The organism is Citrobacter sp. C5_2 (genome assembly GCF_014596845.2).
In the GTDB taxonomy this organism is placed as follows: domain Bacteria; phylum Pseudomonadota; class Gammaproteobacteria; order Enterobacterales; family Enterobacteriaceae; genus Citrobacter; species Citrobacter werkmanii.
On sequence record NZ_CP115032.1, the window covers coordinates 1,324,906 to 1,341,093 of the forward strand.

General features: G+C 53.2%; 18 protein-coding genes and 1 pseudogene. 16 read left to right on the top strand and 3 right to left on the bottom strand.

Annotation, left to right across the window (positions count from 1 at the left end):
- The first annotated feature begins 127 nt into the window (after window positions 1-127).
- The 12 genes and pseudogenes from rseD (at window position 128) to acpS (ending at window position 9,739) form a co-directional block, all read left to right on the top strand.
- Window positions 128-293: pseudogene (gene rseD, locus ICA20_RS06485) on the top strand (rpoE leader peptide RseD).
- On the top strand, window positions 290-865 hold the full coding sequence (gene rpoE, locus ICA20_RS06490) for an RNA polymerase sigma factor RpoE (RefSeq protein ID WP_003037573.1): 576 nt from the start codon (window positions 290-292) through the stop codon (window positions 863-865). The pseudogene rseD and the gene rpoE overlap by 4 nt, the downstream one beginning before the upstream one ends.
- 31 nt (window positions 866-896) lie before the next feature.
- Window positions 897-1,547, top strand: a complete 651-nt coding sequence (gene rseA / locus ICA20_RS06495; RefSeq protein WP_008785497.1) for an anti-sigma-E factor RseA — start codon at window positions 897-899, stop codon at window positions 1,545-1,547.
- The gene (gene rseB / locus ICA20_RS06500) at window positions 1,547-2,503 is read left to right on the top strand and encodes a sigma-E factor regulatory protein RseB (protein ID WP_038642710.1); all 957 of its coding nucleotides are present in this window, start codon (window positions 1,547-1,549) and stop codon (window positions 2,501-2,503) included. Before rseA ends, rseB begins: the two co-directional genes overlap by 1 nt.
- On the top strand, window positions 2,500-2,964 hold the full coding sequence (rseC, locus tag ICA20_RS06505; protein WP_038642708.1) for a SoxR-reducing system protein RseC: 465 nt from the start codon (window positions 2,500-2,502) through the stop codon (window positions 2,962-2,964). Before rseB ends, rseC begins: the two co-directional genes overlap by 4 nt.
- A 270-nt stretch (window positions 2,965-3,234) precedes the next feature.
- Window positions 3,235-5,034 (top strand): translation elongation factor 4, encoded by a 1,800-nt coding sequence (gene lepA, locus ICA20_RS06510; protein WP_038642706.1) that lies wholly within the window; start codon window positions 3,235-3,237, stop codon window positions 5,032-5,034.
- Between the two features lie 15 nt (window positions 5,035-5,049).
- Entirely contained in the window at window positions 5,050-6,024 is a 975-nt protein-coding gene (gene lepB / locus ICA20_RS06515) for a signal peptidase I (protein ID WP_038642704.1), read from the top strand.
- Between the two features lie 269 nt (window positions 6,025-6,293).
- The gene (gene rnc / locus ICA20_RS06520; protein WP_003037579.1) at window positions 6,294-6,974 is read left to right on the top strand and encodes a ribonuclease III; all 681 of its coding nucleotides are present in this window, start codon (window positions 6,294-6,296) and stop codon (window positions 6,972-6,974) included.
- Window positions 6,971-7,876, top strand: coding sequence for a GTPase Era (gene era, locus ICA20_RS06525; RefSeq protein WP_038642702.1), 906 nt, complete (start codon window positions 6,971-6,973; stop codon window positions 7,874-7,876). Before rnc ends, era begins: the two co-directional genes overlap by 4 nt.
- Window positions 7,877-7,887: 11 nt before the next feature.
- Window positions 7,888-8,616, top strand: a complete 729-nt coding sequence (recO, locus tag ICA20_RS06530) for a DNA repair protein RecO (protein WP_038642700.1) — start codon at window positions 7,888-7,890, stop codon at window positions 8,614-8,616.
- An 11-nt stretch (window positions 8,617-8,627) separates the two neighbouring features.
- On the top strand, window positions 8,628-9,359 hold the full coding sequence (gene pdxJ / locus ICA20_RS06535) for a pyridoxine 5'-phosphate synthase (protein WP_003838383.1): 732 nt from the start codon (window positions 8,628-8,630) through the stop codon (window positions 9,357-9,359).
- Window positions 9,359-9,739 carry a holo-ACP synthase gene (acpS, locus tag ICA20_RS06540; RefSeq protein WP_038642698.1) on the top strand — a complete coding sequence of 127 codons (381 nt, stop codon included), beginning with the start codon at window positions 9,359-9,361 and terminating at the stop codon, window positions 9,737-9,739. The genes pdxJ and acpS overlap by 1 nt, the downstream gene beginning before the upstream one ends.
- Here acpS and ICA20_RS06545 read toward each other — a convergent pair.
- Both ICA20_RS06545 and ICA20_RS06550 read right to left on the bottom strand, forming a co-directional pair.
- Entirely contained in the window at window positions 9,736-9,996 is a 261-nt protein-coding gene (locus ICA20_RS06545) for a YfhL family 4Fe-4S dicluster ferredoxin (protein WP_038642696.1), read from the bottom strand. The genes acpS and ICA20_RS06545 overlap by 4 nt on opposite strands.
- Window positions 9,997-10,051: 55 nt before the next feature.
- Window positions 10,052-10,900 carry a MurR/RpiR family transcriptional regulator gene (locus tag ICA20_RS06550; RefSeq protein ID WP_038642693.1) on the bottom strand — a complete coding sequence of 283 codons (849 nt, stop codon included), beginning with the start codon at window positions 10,898-10,900 and terminating at the stop codon, window positions 10,052-10,054.
- A 117-nt stretch (window positions 10,901-11,017) separates the two neighbouring features.
- Here ICA20_RS06550 and murQ point away from each other — a divergent pair, with 117 nt between their 5' ends.
- The 4 genes from murQ (at window position 11,018) to tadA (ending at window position 14,479) form a co-directional block, all read left to right on the top strand.
- Window positions 11,018-11,911 carry an N-acetylmuramic acid 6-phosphate etherase gene (gene murQ, locus ICA20_RS06555; RefSeq protein ID WP_038643308.1) on the top strand — a complete coding sequence of 298 codons (894 nt, stop codon included), beginning with the start codon at window positions 11,018-11,020 and terminating at the stop codon, window positions 11,909-11,911.
- A gap of 9 nt (window positions 11,912-11,920) precedes the next feature.
- On the top strand, window positions 11,921-13,285 hold the full coding sequence (locus ICA20_RS06560; protein ID WP_038642692.1) for a PTS transporter subunit EIIC: 1,365 nt from the start codon (window positions 11,921-11,923) through the stop codon (window positions 13,283-13,285).
- A 3-nt stretch (window positions 13,286-13,288) separates the two neighbouring features.
- Entirely contained in the window at window positions 13,289-13,924 is a 636-nt protein-coding gene (yfhb, locus tag ICA20_RS06565; protein WP_038642689.1) for a phosphatidylglycerophosphatase C, read from the top strand.
- A 90-nt stretch (window positions 13,925-14,014) separates the two neighbouring features.
- A complete protein-coding gene (gene tadA, locus ICA20_RS06570; RefSeq protein ID WP_230592307.1) occupies window positions 14,015-14,479 on the top strand; it encodes a tRNA adenosine(34) deaminase TadA in 465 nt (154 codons plus the stop codon).
- 40 nt (window positions 14,480-14,519) lie between these two features.
- On the opposite strand, the gene mltF is transcribed toward tadA, so the two are convergent.
- Complete coding sequence (mltF, locus tag ICA20_RS06575) at window positions 14,520-16,070, bottom strand: membrane-bound lytic murein transglycosylase MltF (RefSeq protein WP_038642686.1); 1,551 nt, start codon at window positions 16,068-16,070, stop codon at window positions 14,520-14,522.
- Window positions 16,071-16,188 lie beyond the last annotated feature (118 nt).

Genomic DNA, 16,188 nt, shown 5'->3' on the forward strand with positions numbered 1-16,188 from the left:
TATTTTGTGAAGCAGGCCGTTAGCATCAGATTATGTGATGAAATAAAGTAGCCGTTGGGTTACTCTGCAAGCGGTGAAATGGGCATTTCTTACAGATAGTGCGTTGATCGGGTTATGTAGACTTATAATGAGAGATAAGACCTGTCTACAACATGACAAACAAAAAACAAATGCGTAACGGAACTTTACGAAACTTGAGCACTCTAAGCATTTGCTTGCTCATAGTGAAGCTTATGGAGTGGCGTTTCGACAGCGCGTGGAAATTTGGTTTGGGGAGACTTTACCTCGGATGAGCGAGCAGTTAACGGACCAGGTCCTGGTAGAACGGGTCCAGAAGGGAGATCAGAAAGCCTTTAACTTACTGGTAGTCCGCTATCAGCATAAGGTGGCGAGTCTGGTTTCTCGCTATGTACCGTCGGGCGATGTACCCGATGTAGTACAAGAAGCATTTATCAAGGCCTATCGTGCGCTGGACTCGTTCCGGGGGGATAGTGCTTTTTATACCTGGCTGTATCGTATCGCAGTCAATACAGCGAAGAATTACCTGGTCGCTCAGGGGCGTCGTCCACCTTCCAGTGATATAGATGCGATTGAAGCAGAAAACTACGAAAGTGGCGGTGCACTGAAAGAAATTTCGAACCCTGAGAACTTAATGTTGTCAGAAGAACTGAGACAGATAGTTTTCCGAACTATTGAGTCCCTCCCGGAAGATTTACGCATGGCAATAACCTTGCGGGAGCTGGATGGCCTGAGCTATGAAGAGATAGCCGCTATCATGGATTGTCCGGTAGGTACGGTGCGTTCACGTATCTTCCGAGCGAGGGAAGCTATTGATAATAAAGTTCAACCGCTTATCAGGCGTTGACGATAGCGGGATACTGGAAAAGGTATTAGGCATGCAGAAAGAAAAACTTTCCGCTTTAATGGATGGCGAAACGCTGGATACTGAGTTGCTTAAAGAGCTGACTCACGACCCGGAAATGCAAAAAACCTGGGAGAGTTATCACCTGATTCGCGATTCCATGCGAGGTGATACCGCCGACGTTCTCCATTTCGATATTTCCGCCCGCGTAATGGCTGCCATCCAGGATGAGCCAGTACGTCAGACGGCGCCATTGATTCCTGAGGCCCAGCCAGCACCGCACCAGTGGCAGAAAATGCCATTCTGGAAGAAAATGCGTCCGTGGGCCGCGCAGCTTACCCAAATGGGGGTGGCCGCGTGTGTATCACTTGCAGTTATTGTTGGCGTCCAGCACTATAACGGTCAATCTGAAACGTCCCAGCAGCCCGAAACGCCGGTATTTAATACATTACCGATGATGGGTAAAGCCAGTCCGGTAAGCCTGGGTGTACCTTCTGACGCGACAGCCAGCGGCGGTCAGCAACAGCAGGTACAGGAGCAGCGTCGTCGTATTAATGCCATGTTGCAGGATTACGAACTGCAACGTCGACTGCACTCTGAACAGCTTCAGTTTGAGCAGGCGCAAACACAGCAAGCCGCTGTGCAGGTGCCAGGAATTCAAACTTTAGGAACGCAATCGCAGTAATGAAGCAACTTTGGTTTGCCATGTCACTTGTGGCTGGTAGCCTGTTCTTCTCTGTAAACGCCTCGGCCAATCCTGCGTCCGGGGCGTTGTTGCAGCAGATGAATCTGGCCAGCCAGTCGCTAACCTATGAGCTGTCATTTGTCAGCATCAATAAACAGGGTGTTGAATCCCTACGTTATCGCCATGCCCGCCAGGATAACCGTCCGTTAGCACAGTTGTTGCAATTGGATGGACCGCGCCGGGAAGTGGTGCAACGCGGCAATGAAATAAGTTATTTCGAGCCTGGGCTCGAACCGTTCACGCTGAACGGCGACTATATCGTTGATTCATTGCCATCCCTGATTTATACCGACTTCAAACGCCTTGCACCCTACTATGATTTTATTTCAGTAGGCCGCACTCGCATTGCCGATCGGCTCTGTGAAGTGATCCGCGTTGTCGCTCGTGACGGCACCCGTTACAGCTATATCGTCTGGATGGACACCGAAACCAAGCTACCGATGCGTGTCGATCTTCTCGATCGTGATGGCGAAACGCTGGAACAGTTCCGCGTCATCGCCTTTACCGTAAACAACGGCGTTAGCGACAGCATGCAGACGCTGGCGAAAGCCAATCTACCGCCGTTGCTGTCGGTTCCTGCGGGTGAAAAAACCAACTTCAACTGGAGTCCATCATGGGTGCCGCAAGGCTTTAGTGAAGTCTCCAGCAGTCGACGTCCGCTGCCGACCATGGATAACATGCCGATTGAATCACGCCTTTATTCGGATGGCCTGTTCAGTTTCTCCGTGAACGTAAACCGCGCGACGCAAAACAGCACCGATCAACTGCTGCGAACCGGGCGTAGAACGGTCAGCACCAGCGTGCGTGATAACGCGGAAATTACGATAGTGGGCGAGCTGCCGCCACAAACGGCGAAGCGTATCGCGGACAATATTAAGTTCAGGGCCGCACAATGATCAAAGAGTGGGCGACAGTCGTTTCCTGGCAAAATGGTCTGGCGACGGTCAGCTGTGATGTGAAAGCGTCATGTAGTAGCTGTGCTTCCCGGACCGGATGCGGGAGCCGCGTGCTGAATAAACTTGGACCGCAGACCACGCACACTATTGTGGTACCCAGCGATGAGCCATTGGCCCCTGGTCAAAAAGTTGAGCTGGGCATTGCCGAGAGGAGCCTGTTGGGATCGGCGATGCTGGTTTATATGTCTCCGCTGGCGGGGCTCTTTCTTTTCGCGGCGCTGTTCCAGGTGCTGTTTGGCTCCGACCTGGCAGCTTTAAGCGGGGCTGTACTGGGTGGCGTGGGCGGATTCCTGATCGCCCGCGGATATTCCCGTAAGCTTGCTGAACGTGAAGCCTGGCAGCCGGTCATTCTGAACGTTGCCCTCCCGCCCGATCTTATTCGCGTTGAAACCCAGCAGTGATATCTTTGCCTGATGGCGCTGCGCTTATCAGGCCTACCGCGTTTTCAGATGCAAGTGTAGGCCGGATAAGGCGTTTATGCTGCCATCCGGCAAAAGTTTCACCGACTTTGTAAGGTTGTTTCCAGTTCCCGCTATCCTTGCTCTATGAACGTTTCCTCGCCTCAGCGTTGTAGTGTAGAATGCGGCGTTTCACTTAAACAGACGTTAAGCTCAGATCAGCGACTTCTCAGAGCCTGCTCAGGCGGGCGTAAGGCACAATAATTACTCTATATGAAGAACATACGTAACTTTTCAATCATAGCTCACATCGACCACGGTAAATCGACGCTGTCTGACCGTATTATCCAGATCTGCGGTGGCCTGTCTGACCGTGAAATGGAAGCGCAGGTTCTCGACTCGATGGATCTTGAGCGTGAGCGCGGTATTACTATCAAAGCGCAGAGCGTGACGCTCGATTTCAAAGCATCTGATGGTGAAACCTATCAGCTTAACTTTATCGACACCCCGGGCCACGTCGACTTCTCATATGAAGTTTCCCGCTCGCTTGCCGCCTGTGAAGGCGCACTGCTGGTGGTTGACGCCGGGCAGGGTGTAGAAGCGCAAACGCTGGCCAACTGCTACACCGCCATGGAAATGGATCTGGAAGTGGTGCCGGTACTGAACAAAATTGACCTGCCAGCCGCTGACCCTGAGCGTGTAGCGGAAGAAATTGAAGATATCGTCGGCATCGACGCCACCGACGCAGTACGCTGCTCGGCGAAAACCGGCGTGGGCGTGACCGACGTGCTGGAACGTCTGGTGCGCGACATTCCGCCGCCGGAAGGCGATCCTGAAGGCCCATTGCAGGCGCTGATCATCGACTCCTGGTTCGATAACTACCTGGGCGTGGTTTCGCTGGTGCGTATTAAAAACGGCACCATGCGTAAAGGCGACAAGATTAAAGTGATGAGCACCGGTCAGGTTTATAACGCCGACCGTCTGGGTATCTTCACGCCGAAACAGGTTGACCGTACCGAGCTGAAATGCGGCGAGGTAGGTTGGTTGGTTTGTGCGATTAAAGACATCCTTGGCGCCCCGGTGGGTGATACCTTAACGTCTGCGCGTAACCCGGCAGAGAAAGCGCTGCCAGGTTTCAAGAAGGTGAAACCGCAGGTTTATGCCGGTCTGTTCCCGGTCAGCTCTGACGATTACGAAAACTTCCGTGATGCGCTCGGCAAGCTGAGCCTGAACGACGCTTCCTTGTTCTATGAGCCGGAAAGCTCAACCGCGCTGGGCTTTGGCTTCCGCTGTGGCTTCCTCGGTCTGTTGCACATGGAGATCATTCAGGAACGTCTGGAACGTGAATACGATCTGGATCTGATCACTACCGCGCCGACCGTAGTTTACGAAGTGGAAACCACGGCGAAGGAGACAATCTACGTCGATAGCCCGTCCAAGCTGCCGCCGCTGAACAACATCTACGAACTGCGCGAGCCGATCGCCGAGTGTCACATGCTGCTGCCGCAGGCTTACCTTGGTAACGTCATCACGCTGTGTATCGAGAAACGTGGCGTACAGACCAACATGGTTTATCACGGTAACCAGGTCGCGCTGACCTATGAAATTCCGATGGCGGAAGTGGTACTCGACTTCTTCGACCGCCTGAAGTCGACCTCCCGCGGCTATGCGTCGCTGGACTATAACTTCAAACGCTTCCAGGCGTCTGACATGGTGCGTGTTGATGTCCTCATCAACAACGAACGTGTCGATGCGCTGGCGCTGATCACTCACCGCGACAACTCCCAGAGCCGTGGCCGTGAGCTGGTCGAGAAGATGAAAGATCTGATCCCGCGCCAGCAGTTTGATATCGCGATCCAGGCGGCCATCGGCACGCACATCATCGCGCGTTCAACGGTGAAGCAACTGCGTAAAAACGTTCTGGCGAAATGCTACGGTGGCGATATCAGCCGTAAGAAAAAGCTGCTGCAAAAACAGAAAGAGGGTAAAAAGCGCATGAAGCAGATCGGTAACGTCGAACTGCCGCAGGAAGCGTTCCTCGCCATTCTGCATGTCGGTAAAGACAGCAAATAATCTTAAGGAGTTGGCATGGCGAACATGTTTGCCCTGATTCTGGTGATTGCCACACTAGTGACGGGCATTTTATGGTGCGTAGATAAATTCATTTTCGCGCCAAAACGCCGGGAGCGTCAGGCAGCAGCGCAAGCTGCTGCAGGTGATTCACTGGATAAAGCAACGCTGAAAAAAGTGGCCCCTAAGCCGGGCTGGCTGGAAACTGGCGCATCCGTTTTTCCGGTATTAGCTATCGTGCTGGTGGTGCGTTCGTTTATTTATGAACCGTTCCAGATCCCGTCAGGTTCGATGATGCCGACGCTGTTGATTGGCGACTTTATCCTGGTGGAGAAATTCGCCTACGGGATTAAAGATCCGATTTACCAGAAAACGTTGATCGAAACCGGCCATCCGAAACGCGGTGATATCGTGGTGTTTAAATACCCGGAAGATCCACGTCTGGATTACATCAAACGCGCTGTCGGTTTACCGGGAGACAAAGTGACGTACGATCCGGTGGCGAAAGAGGTGACTATTCAGCCTGGTTGCAGCTCCGGTCAGGCGTGTGAAAATGCGCTGCCGGTAACCTACTCCGATGTTCAGCCAAGTGATTTTGTGCAGACCTTTGCTCGTCGTAACGGCGGGGAAGCGACCAGCGGTTTCTTTGAAGTTCCGTTGAACGAAACGAAAGAGAACGGTATTCGTCTCACCGAACGTAAAGAAACGCTCGGTGAGGTAACGCACCGCATTCTGACCGTGCCAATCGCGCAGGATCAGGTAGGGATGTACTACCGTCAGCCTGGCCAGCAGCTGGCGACCTGGATCGTCCCACCGGGACACTACTTCATGATGGGTGATAACCGTGACAATAGCGCGGACAGCCGTTACTGGGGATTTGTGCCGGAAGCGAATCTGGTGGGTAAAGCGACTGCAATCTGGATGAGTTTCGACAAGCAAGAGGGTGAATGGCCGACCGGCGTGCGTTTAAGCCGTATTGGCGGTATTCATTAATTGCTAATAATCGTTCACGTTGTCGTCATTATGGCGACAACGTGAATTATTTCTCGGATAAATTCCCGCAGACTAACGACATCCCTTGTCGTTGTGTATAGAATATTCCCCCGAAGTTTTAGGTTGGCACCGACAGGTTGCCACGGCACACGAAACAGCGTTGGTTTGTATACAAAAGCATTCAGACGATGCCAGATGGCTAAGTGAATGGCGTATATCAGGTCTGTTTCGTGTGCTGAATTGTTGACGCATTCATTTATTGGTATCGCATGAACCCCATCGTAATTAATCGGCTTCAACGGAAGCTGGGCTACACTTTTAATCATCAGGAGCTGTTGCAGCAGGCATTAACTCACCGTAGCGCCAGCAGCAAACATAACGAGCGTTTAGAATTTTTAGGCGACTCTATTTTGAGCTTTGTCATCGCTAATGCGTTATATCACCGTTTCCCGCGTGTGGATGAAGGTGATATGAGCCGCATGCGCGCGACGCTGGTTCGCGGTAATACGCTGGCAGAATTAGCCCGTGAGTTTGACCTCGGTGAATGTTTACGTTTGGGGCCAGGCGAGCTGAAAAGCGGCGGTTTCCGTCGTGAATCGATCCTGGCGGACACCGTTGAAGCTTTGATCGGCGGCGTCTTCCTCGACAGCGATATTCAAACCGTTGAACAACTGATCCTGAATTGGTATCAAACCCGTCTGGATGAAATTAGCCCAGGCGACAAACAAAAAGATCCGAAAACGCGCCTGCAGGAATATTTGCAGGGTCGCCACCTGCCGCTGCCGTCCTACCTGGTGGTGCAGGTCCGTGGTGAAGCTCACGATCAAGAATTTACTATCCACTGCCAGGTCAGCGGCCTGAGTGAACCGGTGGTTGGCACAGGTTCGAGCCGTCGTAAGGCTGAGCAGGCTGCCGCCGAACAGGCGTTGAAAAAACTGGAGCTGGAATGAGCATCGATAAAACTTACTGCGGATTTATTGCCATCGTCGGCCGCCCGAACGTTGGCAAATCCACCTTGTTGAATAATCTGCTTGGGCAGAAGATTTCTATTACCTCTCGTAAGGCTCAGACAACTCGTCACCGTATTGTTGGCATCCATACCGAAGGCGCGTATCAGGCGATTTATGTTGATACCCCGGGCCTGCATATGGAAGAAAAACGTGCCATTAACCGCTTGATGAACAAGGCGGCGAGCAGCTCGATTGGTGATGTTGAGCTGGTGATTTTCGTTGTGGAAGGCACTCGCTGGACGCCGGACGACGAAATGGTGCTCAACAAGCTGCGTGATGGTAAAGCCCCGGTAATTCTGGCGGTGAACAAAGTAGACAATGTTCAGGAAAAAGCCGAGCTGCTGCCGCACCTGCAGTTCCTGGCCAGCCAGATGAACTTTCTCGACATCGTGCCGATCTCTGCCGAGACCGGTCTGAATGTTGATACCATTGCGGGTATCGTACGCAAGCATCTGCCGGAAGCAATTCATCACTTCCCGGAAGATTACATCACCGATCGTTCTCAGCGTTTTATGGCCTCTGAAATCATCCGTGAAAAGCTGATGCGTTTTCTGGGCGCTGAACTGCCGTATTCCGTCACCGTTGAGATTGAGCGTTTTATCTCTAACGAGCGCGGCGGCTACGATATCAACGGTCTGATCCTTGTCGAACGTGAAGGGCAGAAGAAGATGGTGATTGGCAACAAAGGGGCCAAAATTAAAACCATCGGTATTGAAGCGCGTAAAGACATGCAGGAGATGTTCGAAGCGCCTGTTCACCTTGAACTGTGGGTGAAAGTGAAATCCGGCTGGGCCGATGACGAACGCGCGCTGCGCAGCCTCGGTTACGGCGACGATCTCTGAGAATAACCCCGATGGAGGGCTGGCAACGCGCTTTTGTCCTGCATAGCCGCCCGTGGAGCGAAACCAGCCTCGTGCTGGACGTCTTCACGGAAGAATCGGGCCGCGTGCGCCTTGTAGCCAAAGGCGCGCGTTCCAAACGTTCTAATCTTAAAGGCGCACTCCAGCCTTTTACGCCGTTACTGCTTCGCTTTGGTGGACGTGGTGAGGTCAAAACCTTGCGTAGCGCCGAAGCCGTCTCTCTGGCACTCCCTCTAAGCGGTATTACGTTGTACAGCGGTCTGTATATCAACGAGCTTATCTCACGCGTGCTTGAATACGAGACCCGCTTTTCTGAACTCTTTTTCGACTACCTGAACTGTATTCAGGCGCTGGCAGGCGCGACGGGTTCGCCAGAGCCTGCCTTGCGTCGCTTTGAACTGGCTTTACTCGGTCATCTGGGTTATGGCGTGGATTTTACCCACTGCGCGGGTAGCGGCGAGCCGGTAGATGACACCATGACCTATCGCTATCGGGAAGAGAAAGGATTTATCGCAAGTGTCGTGATTGATAATGCCACCTTTACCGGACGCCATCTGAAAGCGCTTGAGTCGCGTGAATTTCCGGATGCTGATACGCTTCGCGCTGCGAAACGCTTTACCCGCATGGCGTTAAAGCCGTATCTTGGTGGTAAGCCGTTAAAAAGCCGGGAACTGTTCCGGCAATTTATGCCAAAACGCGCAGTAAAAATTAAAAATGATTAACGAGGATTGTCATGGCTGAATTACTGTTAGGCGTCAACATTGACCACATTGCCACTTTACGTAATGCTCGCGGCACCGCATACCCGGACCCGGTTCAGGCGGCGTTTATCGTTGAACAGGCGGGCGCAGACGGCATTACCGTGCATCTGCGTGAAGACCGTCGCCATATTACCGACAGAGACGTGCGTATTCTGCGCCAGACGCTGGATACCCGTATGAATCTGGAAATGGCGGTAACCGAAGAGATGCTGGCCATTGCCGTTGAGACGAAGCCGCATTTTTGCTGCCTGGTGCCGGAAAAACGCCAGGAAGTTACCACCGAAGGTGGTCTGGACGTCGCCGGTCAACGCGACAAAATGCGCGACGCTTGTAAACGCCTGGCGGATGCTGGCATTCTGGTTTCGCTGTTCATCGATGCCGACGAAGAACAGATTAAAGCCGCTGCTGAAGTTGGCGCGCCGTTTATTGAAATTCACACCGGCTGTTACGCTGATGCGAAAACTGACGCGGAACAGGCCAGCGAACTGGCGCGTATCGCCAAAGCGGCGACCTTTGCCGCAAGCCTTGGCCTGAAGGTGAATGCGGGTCACGGCCTGACGTACCACAACGTTAAAGCCATCGCGCGGATCCCGGAAATGCACGAACTGAACATCGGTCATGCCATTATCGGACGCGCAGTGATGAGCGGTCTGAAAGACGCGGTAGTAGAAATGAAACGCCTGATGCTGGAAGCGCGTGGCTAATGGCGATTTTGGGATTAGGTACGGATATCGTGGAGATTGCCCGCATTGAAGCGGTGATCTCCCGCTCCGGTGACCGTCTGGCAAGACGCGTGCTCAGCGACAACGAATGGGCAATCTGGGAGACGCATCAGCAGCCGGTGCGTTTTCTGGCGAAGCGTTTTGCGGTTAAAGAAGCGGCAGCAAAAGCCTTTGGTACGGGTATTCGCAACGGCCTGGCGTTCAACCAGTTTGAGGTTTTCAACGACGAGCTCGGTAAGCCGCGTCTGCGGTTATGGGGAGAGGCGTTAAACCTGGCGGAAAAACTCGGCGTCGCCCATATGCATGTGACGCTGGCCGATGAGCGTCACTACGCCTGCGCCACGGTGATTATTGAAAGTTAGATTTTGTCCGCGTGATGCATCTGGACGAATTTATCCCACAACTGCTCTTCACTCTCTAAATGTGCCGGATCTTTCAAAATAGTATTGGGGATCGGGCACACCTTCTGGCAGGTTGGCGTGTCGTAATGGCCTACGCATTCCGTACATTTGTCGCTGTTAATCTCGTAAATGCTGTCACCCATCGAAATCGCCTCATTCGGGCATTCAGGTTCGCACATATCGCAATTGATACACTTTTTAGTGATTAACAGGGCCATCAGGAAACTCTCAAAACATCACAAATCGGGCGGGCATTATACGCGCATTCTTTGCTCAGACCAGTTTTTTTACCAGCGCTTCGCTGTGACGAATGCGTTCCGGGGCATGCTCCAGATCCTGCTGCACCAGCGCCATAAACAGTAAATCGGTGAGCATCATTTGCGCGTGGGTGGAGGAGATCGCGGCGCTGCGCGTGGCCTGTTCCTCGGCAATCGTATACAGACAATGACTTGCGCGTTGCTGCAGGGCATTGGGCGTAAATCCGGTGATGGCGAGAATTTTGGCCCCGGTACGCAGCGTTTCATCTGCCGCCAGATTAAGTTCGCGGCGCTCACCGGTGTACGAAATAGCCAGCAACAAATCGTCTGGAGAAAGCGCCTGCACCGTCGCCAGCAGGGCGTGCATATCACGTTCGACTACCGCGTTAAAACCAATCTTCAACAGCTTCCAGGCAAAGTTCTGCGCGACCAGACCCGATGCGCCAATACCGGTCAGAATAATACGTCGGGCAGAGCGCAACATCGTGACGCTCTCCAACAGTTTTTCTTCGCTGTTAATATCCAGCGTCGCATGCATCGCCGCCACGTTCTCCTGAATCAGCTTTTCGCCCACCAGACGCATCGGGTCATCACCCCGAATCTGGTTATGCACCGGAACAGAATGGGGGTTGGGATTACTGGCCAGCGCTTCGCTAATCGCCAGTTTCAGTGCCGGAAATCCTTTAAAACCCAATTTTTGCGCGAACTTCACTACGCTGGACTGGCTGACGCCCGCTTCGAAGGCCAACTGCTGTGAGCTGAGATGACGCGCGGTATCTGGTTGAGCAAGGAGATAATCCGCAATTTTTTTATCGCTTTGCGCGAGATCCGGGTAACGCTGACGAATGCGAATTAAACAGTTCATGCTGTCTCCTGGCGAAAACGTGATGGCGATTACAAAACAAAATTTCCCTCGCCTGGATGAATATAATATTCCATTATGAAAGATTATTATGAATTAAAAATTCCTAAGGACCAAAAAATGAATCTCGGTGCATTAGTTTCAGAAACCCGTAACCCTCAGACCATGGATCTTGATGCGCTCTCCACGCTGGAGTTGGTTCATCGTTTTAATCAACAGGATACGCTGGTAGCACAAGCAGTAAAAGCCACTCTTCCTGAAGTTGCGCGAGCGGTCGATGCGGCGGCGGATGCGCTTAAAGCGGGCGGACGCATTATATACATGGGCGCGGGTACCAGCGGGCGTCTTGGCGTGCTGGATGCCTCTGAATGCCCACCGACTTTCGGCGTACCGCACGGTCTGGTGGTTGGCCTGATAGCCGGAGGACCGGGCGCGTTGCTGAAGGCGGTTGAAGGCGCGGAAGATAACCCGCAGTTAGGTGAAGACGATCTGCGTACGCTCAACCTTACCCCAGAGGATCTGGTGGTTGGTCTGGCGGCTTCAGGTCGTACGCCGTATGTGATTGGTGGGCTGAAATATGCCCGGACGGTAGGCTGTACAACGGTGGCGATTTCCTGCAATCCGGATTCTCCTATTGCTCATGAAGCGGATATTGCCATCTCCCCCGTGGTAGGGCCGGAGGCCCTGACGGGGTCAACACGACTGAAATCCGGTACCGCGCAAAAACTGGTGCTCAATATGATCTCCACCGGTGCGATGGTGAAGTTTGGCAAGGTGTATCAGAACCTGATGGTGGATATGCAGGCAACCAACGTCAAACTGGTCGATCGGGCGTGTCGCATGGTGGTCGAGGCCACTGGCATTGCGCGTGAGCAGGCGCAAGCTTTGTTAAAGCAGACTGACTTTGAGGTTAAACCCGCCATTTTAATGGCGCTCACCGGCCTGGACGCCGCTGCCGCCCGCGAAAAGCTTGCCGCTCACCAGGGTTTTTTACGCGCGGCATTAGAACGCTAAGAGGTGTATATGGATAAGACGGCGGTGCTGGCCAGCGACATTCTGCTGGGCGTTGGCGGAGAGAAAAATATTCTGCGCCTGGAAAACTGTATGACCCGTGTCAGGGTGGAAGTCCGGGATGAGGCTCAGCTCGATGTATCCCGACTCAAGCAACTGTCCGGCGTCAGCGGCTACGTGAAGCAGGGTGCGCAGCACCAGATCATCGTCGGTCCCGGTAAAGCCGCCAGGGTGGTGGATGCTATGCGCGCCCTGATTGCCGAAGGCGGCGAGCGCACCGATGCGCATGATATCGAGCGCACGAAGTCAGCGGCTAAAGCGAAATACAAAGCGCCGATGAGCGATGCGCTGCATAAGCTGGCGAACGTCTTTATCCCTCTTATTCCGGCGTTTATCGCCTCCGGTTTAATTACCGGCATTATTAACATCCTTAAGCGACCGGATATCGTCGGGGATTTTGCGACCCACTATCCGAATTTACTTGGACTGATGGGCATATTTGGCAGCGCCGTGTTTGCCATTATGAATATTCTGGTCGGGGTGAATACCGCTAAAGTCTTTGGCGGTTCTCTGGCGATGGGCGGAGTGATGGCGGGGATCCTCTCCAGTCCGCAATTGGCGCAAATTACCCTGTTTGGCGAAACGCTGCAGCCGGGGCGCGGCGGGGTAATCGCCGTGCTGTTGGTGGTAGCGTTGATGTGCTGGATCGAACGCAAATTCCGTGAACTGCTGCCGGAATCACTGGAACTGATCCTTAACCCACTGCTGACCACCATTATTACCGGGGCTATTGCGATAGTGGCGCTGCAACCGTTGGGCGGTTGGATTTCCGAATCTATCGCTCACGGCGCATCCTGGGCTATCGATCGCGGCGGTTTTCTGGTCGGCGCTATACTGGCGGGAACCTTCCTGCCGCTGGTGCTCACCGGGCTTCATCAAGGGTTAGTGCCTATCCACGTCGAACTGGTGCAGGCGCATGGTTATAACGCGCTCTTCCCAATCCTTGCAATGGCGGGTGTTGGGCAAATCGGTGCAGCGATTGCGGTGCTGATGAAAACCCGCAATGCACGACTAAAAAAGGTGATCAAAGGGGCGTTGCCGGTTGGATTGTTGGGGATTGGCGAACCGCTGATTTTTGGTGTTACGCTGCCGTTGGGTAAGCCGTTTATCGGTGCCTGTCTTGGCGGAGCGGTAGGCGGGGCGCTGATAAGCTACTGGAAAGTGGCGACGGTTATCACCTTTGGTATCTCAGGATTACCGCTGGCATTAACGATTGTTGCCGGAAAAGTGATGTTCTATCTGTTAGGCTATCTGGTAGCAGTTATTGCCGGGTTTCTGTTTACCTGGCTATTGGGGTTCAACGATCCAGAGGAATAAAGTTTGACCAATCACCAGCGCCGCGTTGTCTTTTTTGATTTGGATGGCACGTTACATCAGCAGGATATGTTCGGGAGTTTTATACGTTATCTGCTGCGTCGTCAGCCGCTGAACGTGCTGCTTGTGCTGCCTCTGTTACCGGTGATTGCGCTGGCGTTGTTGATAAAAGGACGCGCGGCCCGCTGGCCAATGAGCCTGCTGTTATGGGGATGCACTTTTGGTCGTAGCGAGGCGCGTCTGAAAGCGCACCAGGCCGATTTTGTACGTTGGTTTCGCGATAACGTGACGGCGTTTCCGCTCGTACAGCAGCGGCTGACCACTTATCTGTTAAGTTCTGACGCCGATATCTGGCTTATCACCGGCTCCCCACAGTCGCTGGTGGAGCAGGTTTACTTTGATACCCCGTGGCTACCGCGCGTCAATCTGATCGCCAGTAAAATGGCGCGAGGATACGGTGGCTGGGTGCTGCCTCTGCGTTGTCTGGGGCATGAGAAAGTGACACAGCTGGAACGTCAGATTGGCGCGCCGCTGCAACTTTATAGTGGTTATAGCGACAGTAAGCAGGACAACCCGCTGCTCTCTTTTTGCCAGCATCGCTGGCGCGTCACGCCGCGTGGGGAACTGCAACAACTCGAATAGAGTAAACGAGAGCGTCTGTGTATAATGCGCCCGCTTTGATTACTGGAGTTACCCCCTTTGTCTGAAGTTGAATTTAGCCACGAATACTGGATGCGTCATGCTTTAACGCTGGCTAAGCGCGCCTGGGATGAGCGTGAAGTCCCGGTGGGCGCAGTATTAGTGCATAATAACCGCGTCATTGGCGAAGGCTGGAACCGGCCGATTGGTCACCATGATCCCACGGCCCACGCTGAAATTATGGCGCTGCGTCAGGGCGGCCTGGTGCTGCAAAATTACCGTCTGTTGGATGCCACGTTGTACGTCACTCTGGAGCCGTGCGTGATGTGCGCCGGCGCGATGGTGCACAGCCGTATCGGCCGGGTGGTTTTTGGCGCGCGCGATGCGAAAACGGGGGCGGCGGGTTCATTAATTGACGTGCTACATCACCCTGGAATGAATCATCGGGTTGAAGTGACAGAGGGAGTCCTGCGGGATGAATGCGCCACGCTGCTCAGCGATTTCTTTCGTATGCGTCGTCAGGAAATTAAAGCCCTGAAAAAATCCGCCAATGCGTAAACGCCGGTCTGATTGTCTGATGTTTATCAGGCCGATAAGACTACTTTTCCTCTTTCTTTTGCGCTGAAAACAGCAGGGAAGGGGAGTGCGTCAGGTAGTTTGACGACGTCTGAGACAGAAACGCCGAAAGCGGGAATTTCTCTTTACCTAATAACTCCGCGGGGGACACCGCCGGGTAATCCTGCGCCAGTTGCTGCGTTTCCTGCGCCTGCTTTTCTTTTTCTTGCAGATATCCCACCAGGCTTATCTGGTATTTACGGATATTTTCCACATAGGCGTAGGCTTCATGACCACGCGCATAGCCATAGGTCAGCTTGTTGTAATACGGCTTTTGGCTGAGCAGCGGTAGCCGCTGTTTTACATCGGACCAGCTATTCGGATTGCCTTTGGTTTTGACCGTCAGCGCCCGCGCGTCCAGCATATGCGCATAACCCATATTGTAGGCGGCAAGCGCAAACCAGATCCGTTCTCCTTCCGGGACGGTATCCGGCACTTTACTCATCATATCCTGCAAATAACGCGCGCCACCGCTGATGCTCTGTTCGGCATCGGTACGGTCAGTCAGCCCGAGACTCTGGGCGGTATTTTTGGTCAACATCATCAGTCCGCGTACGCCGGTCGGAGAAGTGGCCTGCGCGTCCCAGTGCGACTCCTGATAAGAGATCGCGGCAAGCAGTCGCCAGTCTATTTCCTGCGCATACTTCTCAAACAGCGGCTTGAGGTCTGGCAACACGCTGTCTACGGCGCGCAAAAAGGTGCGGGTGTCGACATAGTCAAAATCATCGCCATGCCCAAGATATTTCTCTTCCAGTCTTGCCAGGGAACCCTCTTCGTTCATGGAATTAAAGAAATCCAACAGGGCAGCGGCCAGCGTATTGTCATCGTCCAGACGACTAAACCAGGTCACCGGCTGTTCGTCGGAGACGTCCAGCGCGACGGCCAGCTCAGGGTGTACGCGTTGGTACAGGCTGATGGCGACGGAATCGGCAATGGTGTAATCCAGCTTACCGGCGATGACATCATCAAGTAGTTCAGTGGTGCCCTTTTTGTCATCCACTTTCCAGCTCAGGTCGGGAAATTTTTCCTCTTTTAGCTGCTGGAGATCGTTAACCACCACATGCCCCGGGGCGATAGTCAACTGATTTTCATTCACGCTAGCCAGGGTTCGGGGGCGATATTGCCCAACCCGATACACCAGCTGTTGTGACACCGAGTAATAGGTCGGGCCGGGCTGGTAATTTTTCACCCGCTCGCTGTTATACACCAGCCCTGCGGCTAACAGATCGGCATCCCCGTTATCCAGGTCGTCAAACAGCTGGCTGATGTTCTGGCGCACGGTGATTTTTAATTTCACGCCTAAATAGTTGGCGAACGCCTGGGCCAGTTCATAATCCAGACCGAATTTTTTGCCGTTGAGGGTCGCATAAGTTAATGGCGAGTCAATGGTACTGACGCGCAGTTCTCCCCGCGACTGAATGGCGGCGATACGATTTTCGGCTTTACCGAACCAGGGAATAGATGGCCAGAGGGCCGCTGCCAACAACAGCGTTAATATGCCGATGAACAGATAATTAATCTTTAATTTTTTCAATTAGTTAATTCTCTGAACCGTACGTTGTCTCTGCCTGCTGTAGTGTTGTTTAAGAAGTGAAGTCGTCATTAATGAGCGGCATTTTGCTTAAACTTGCGTCAGTTGGCAACTTATTCAG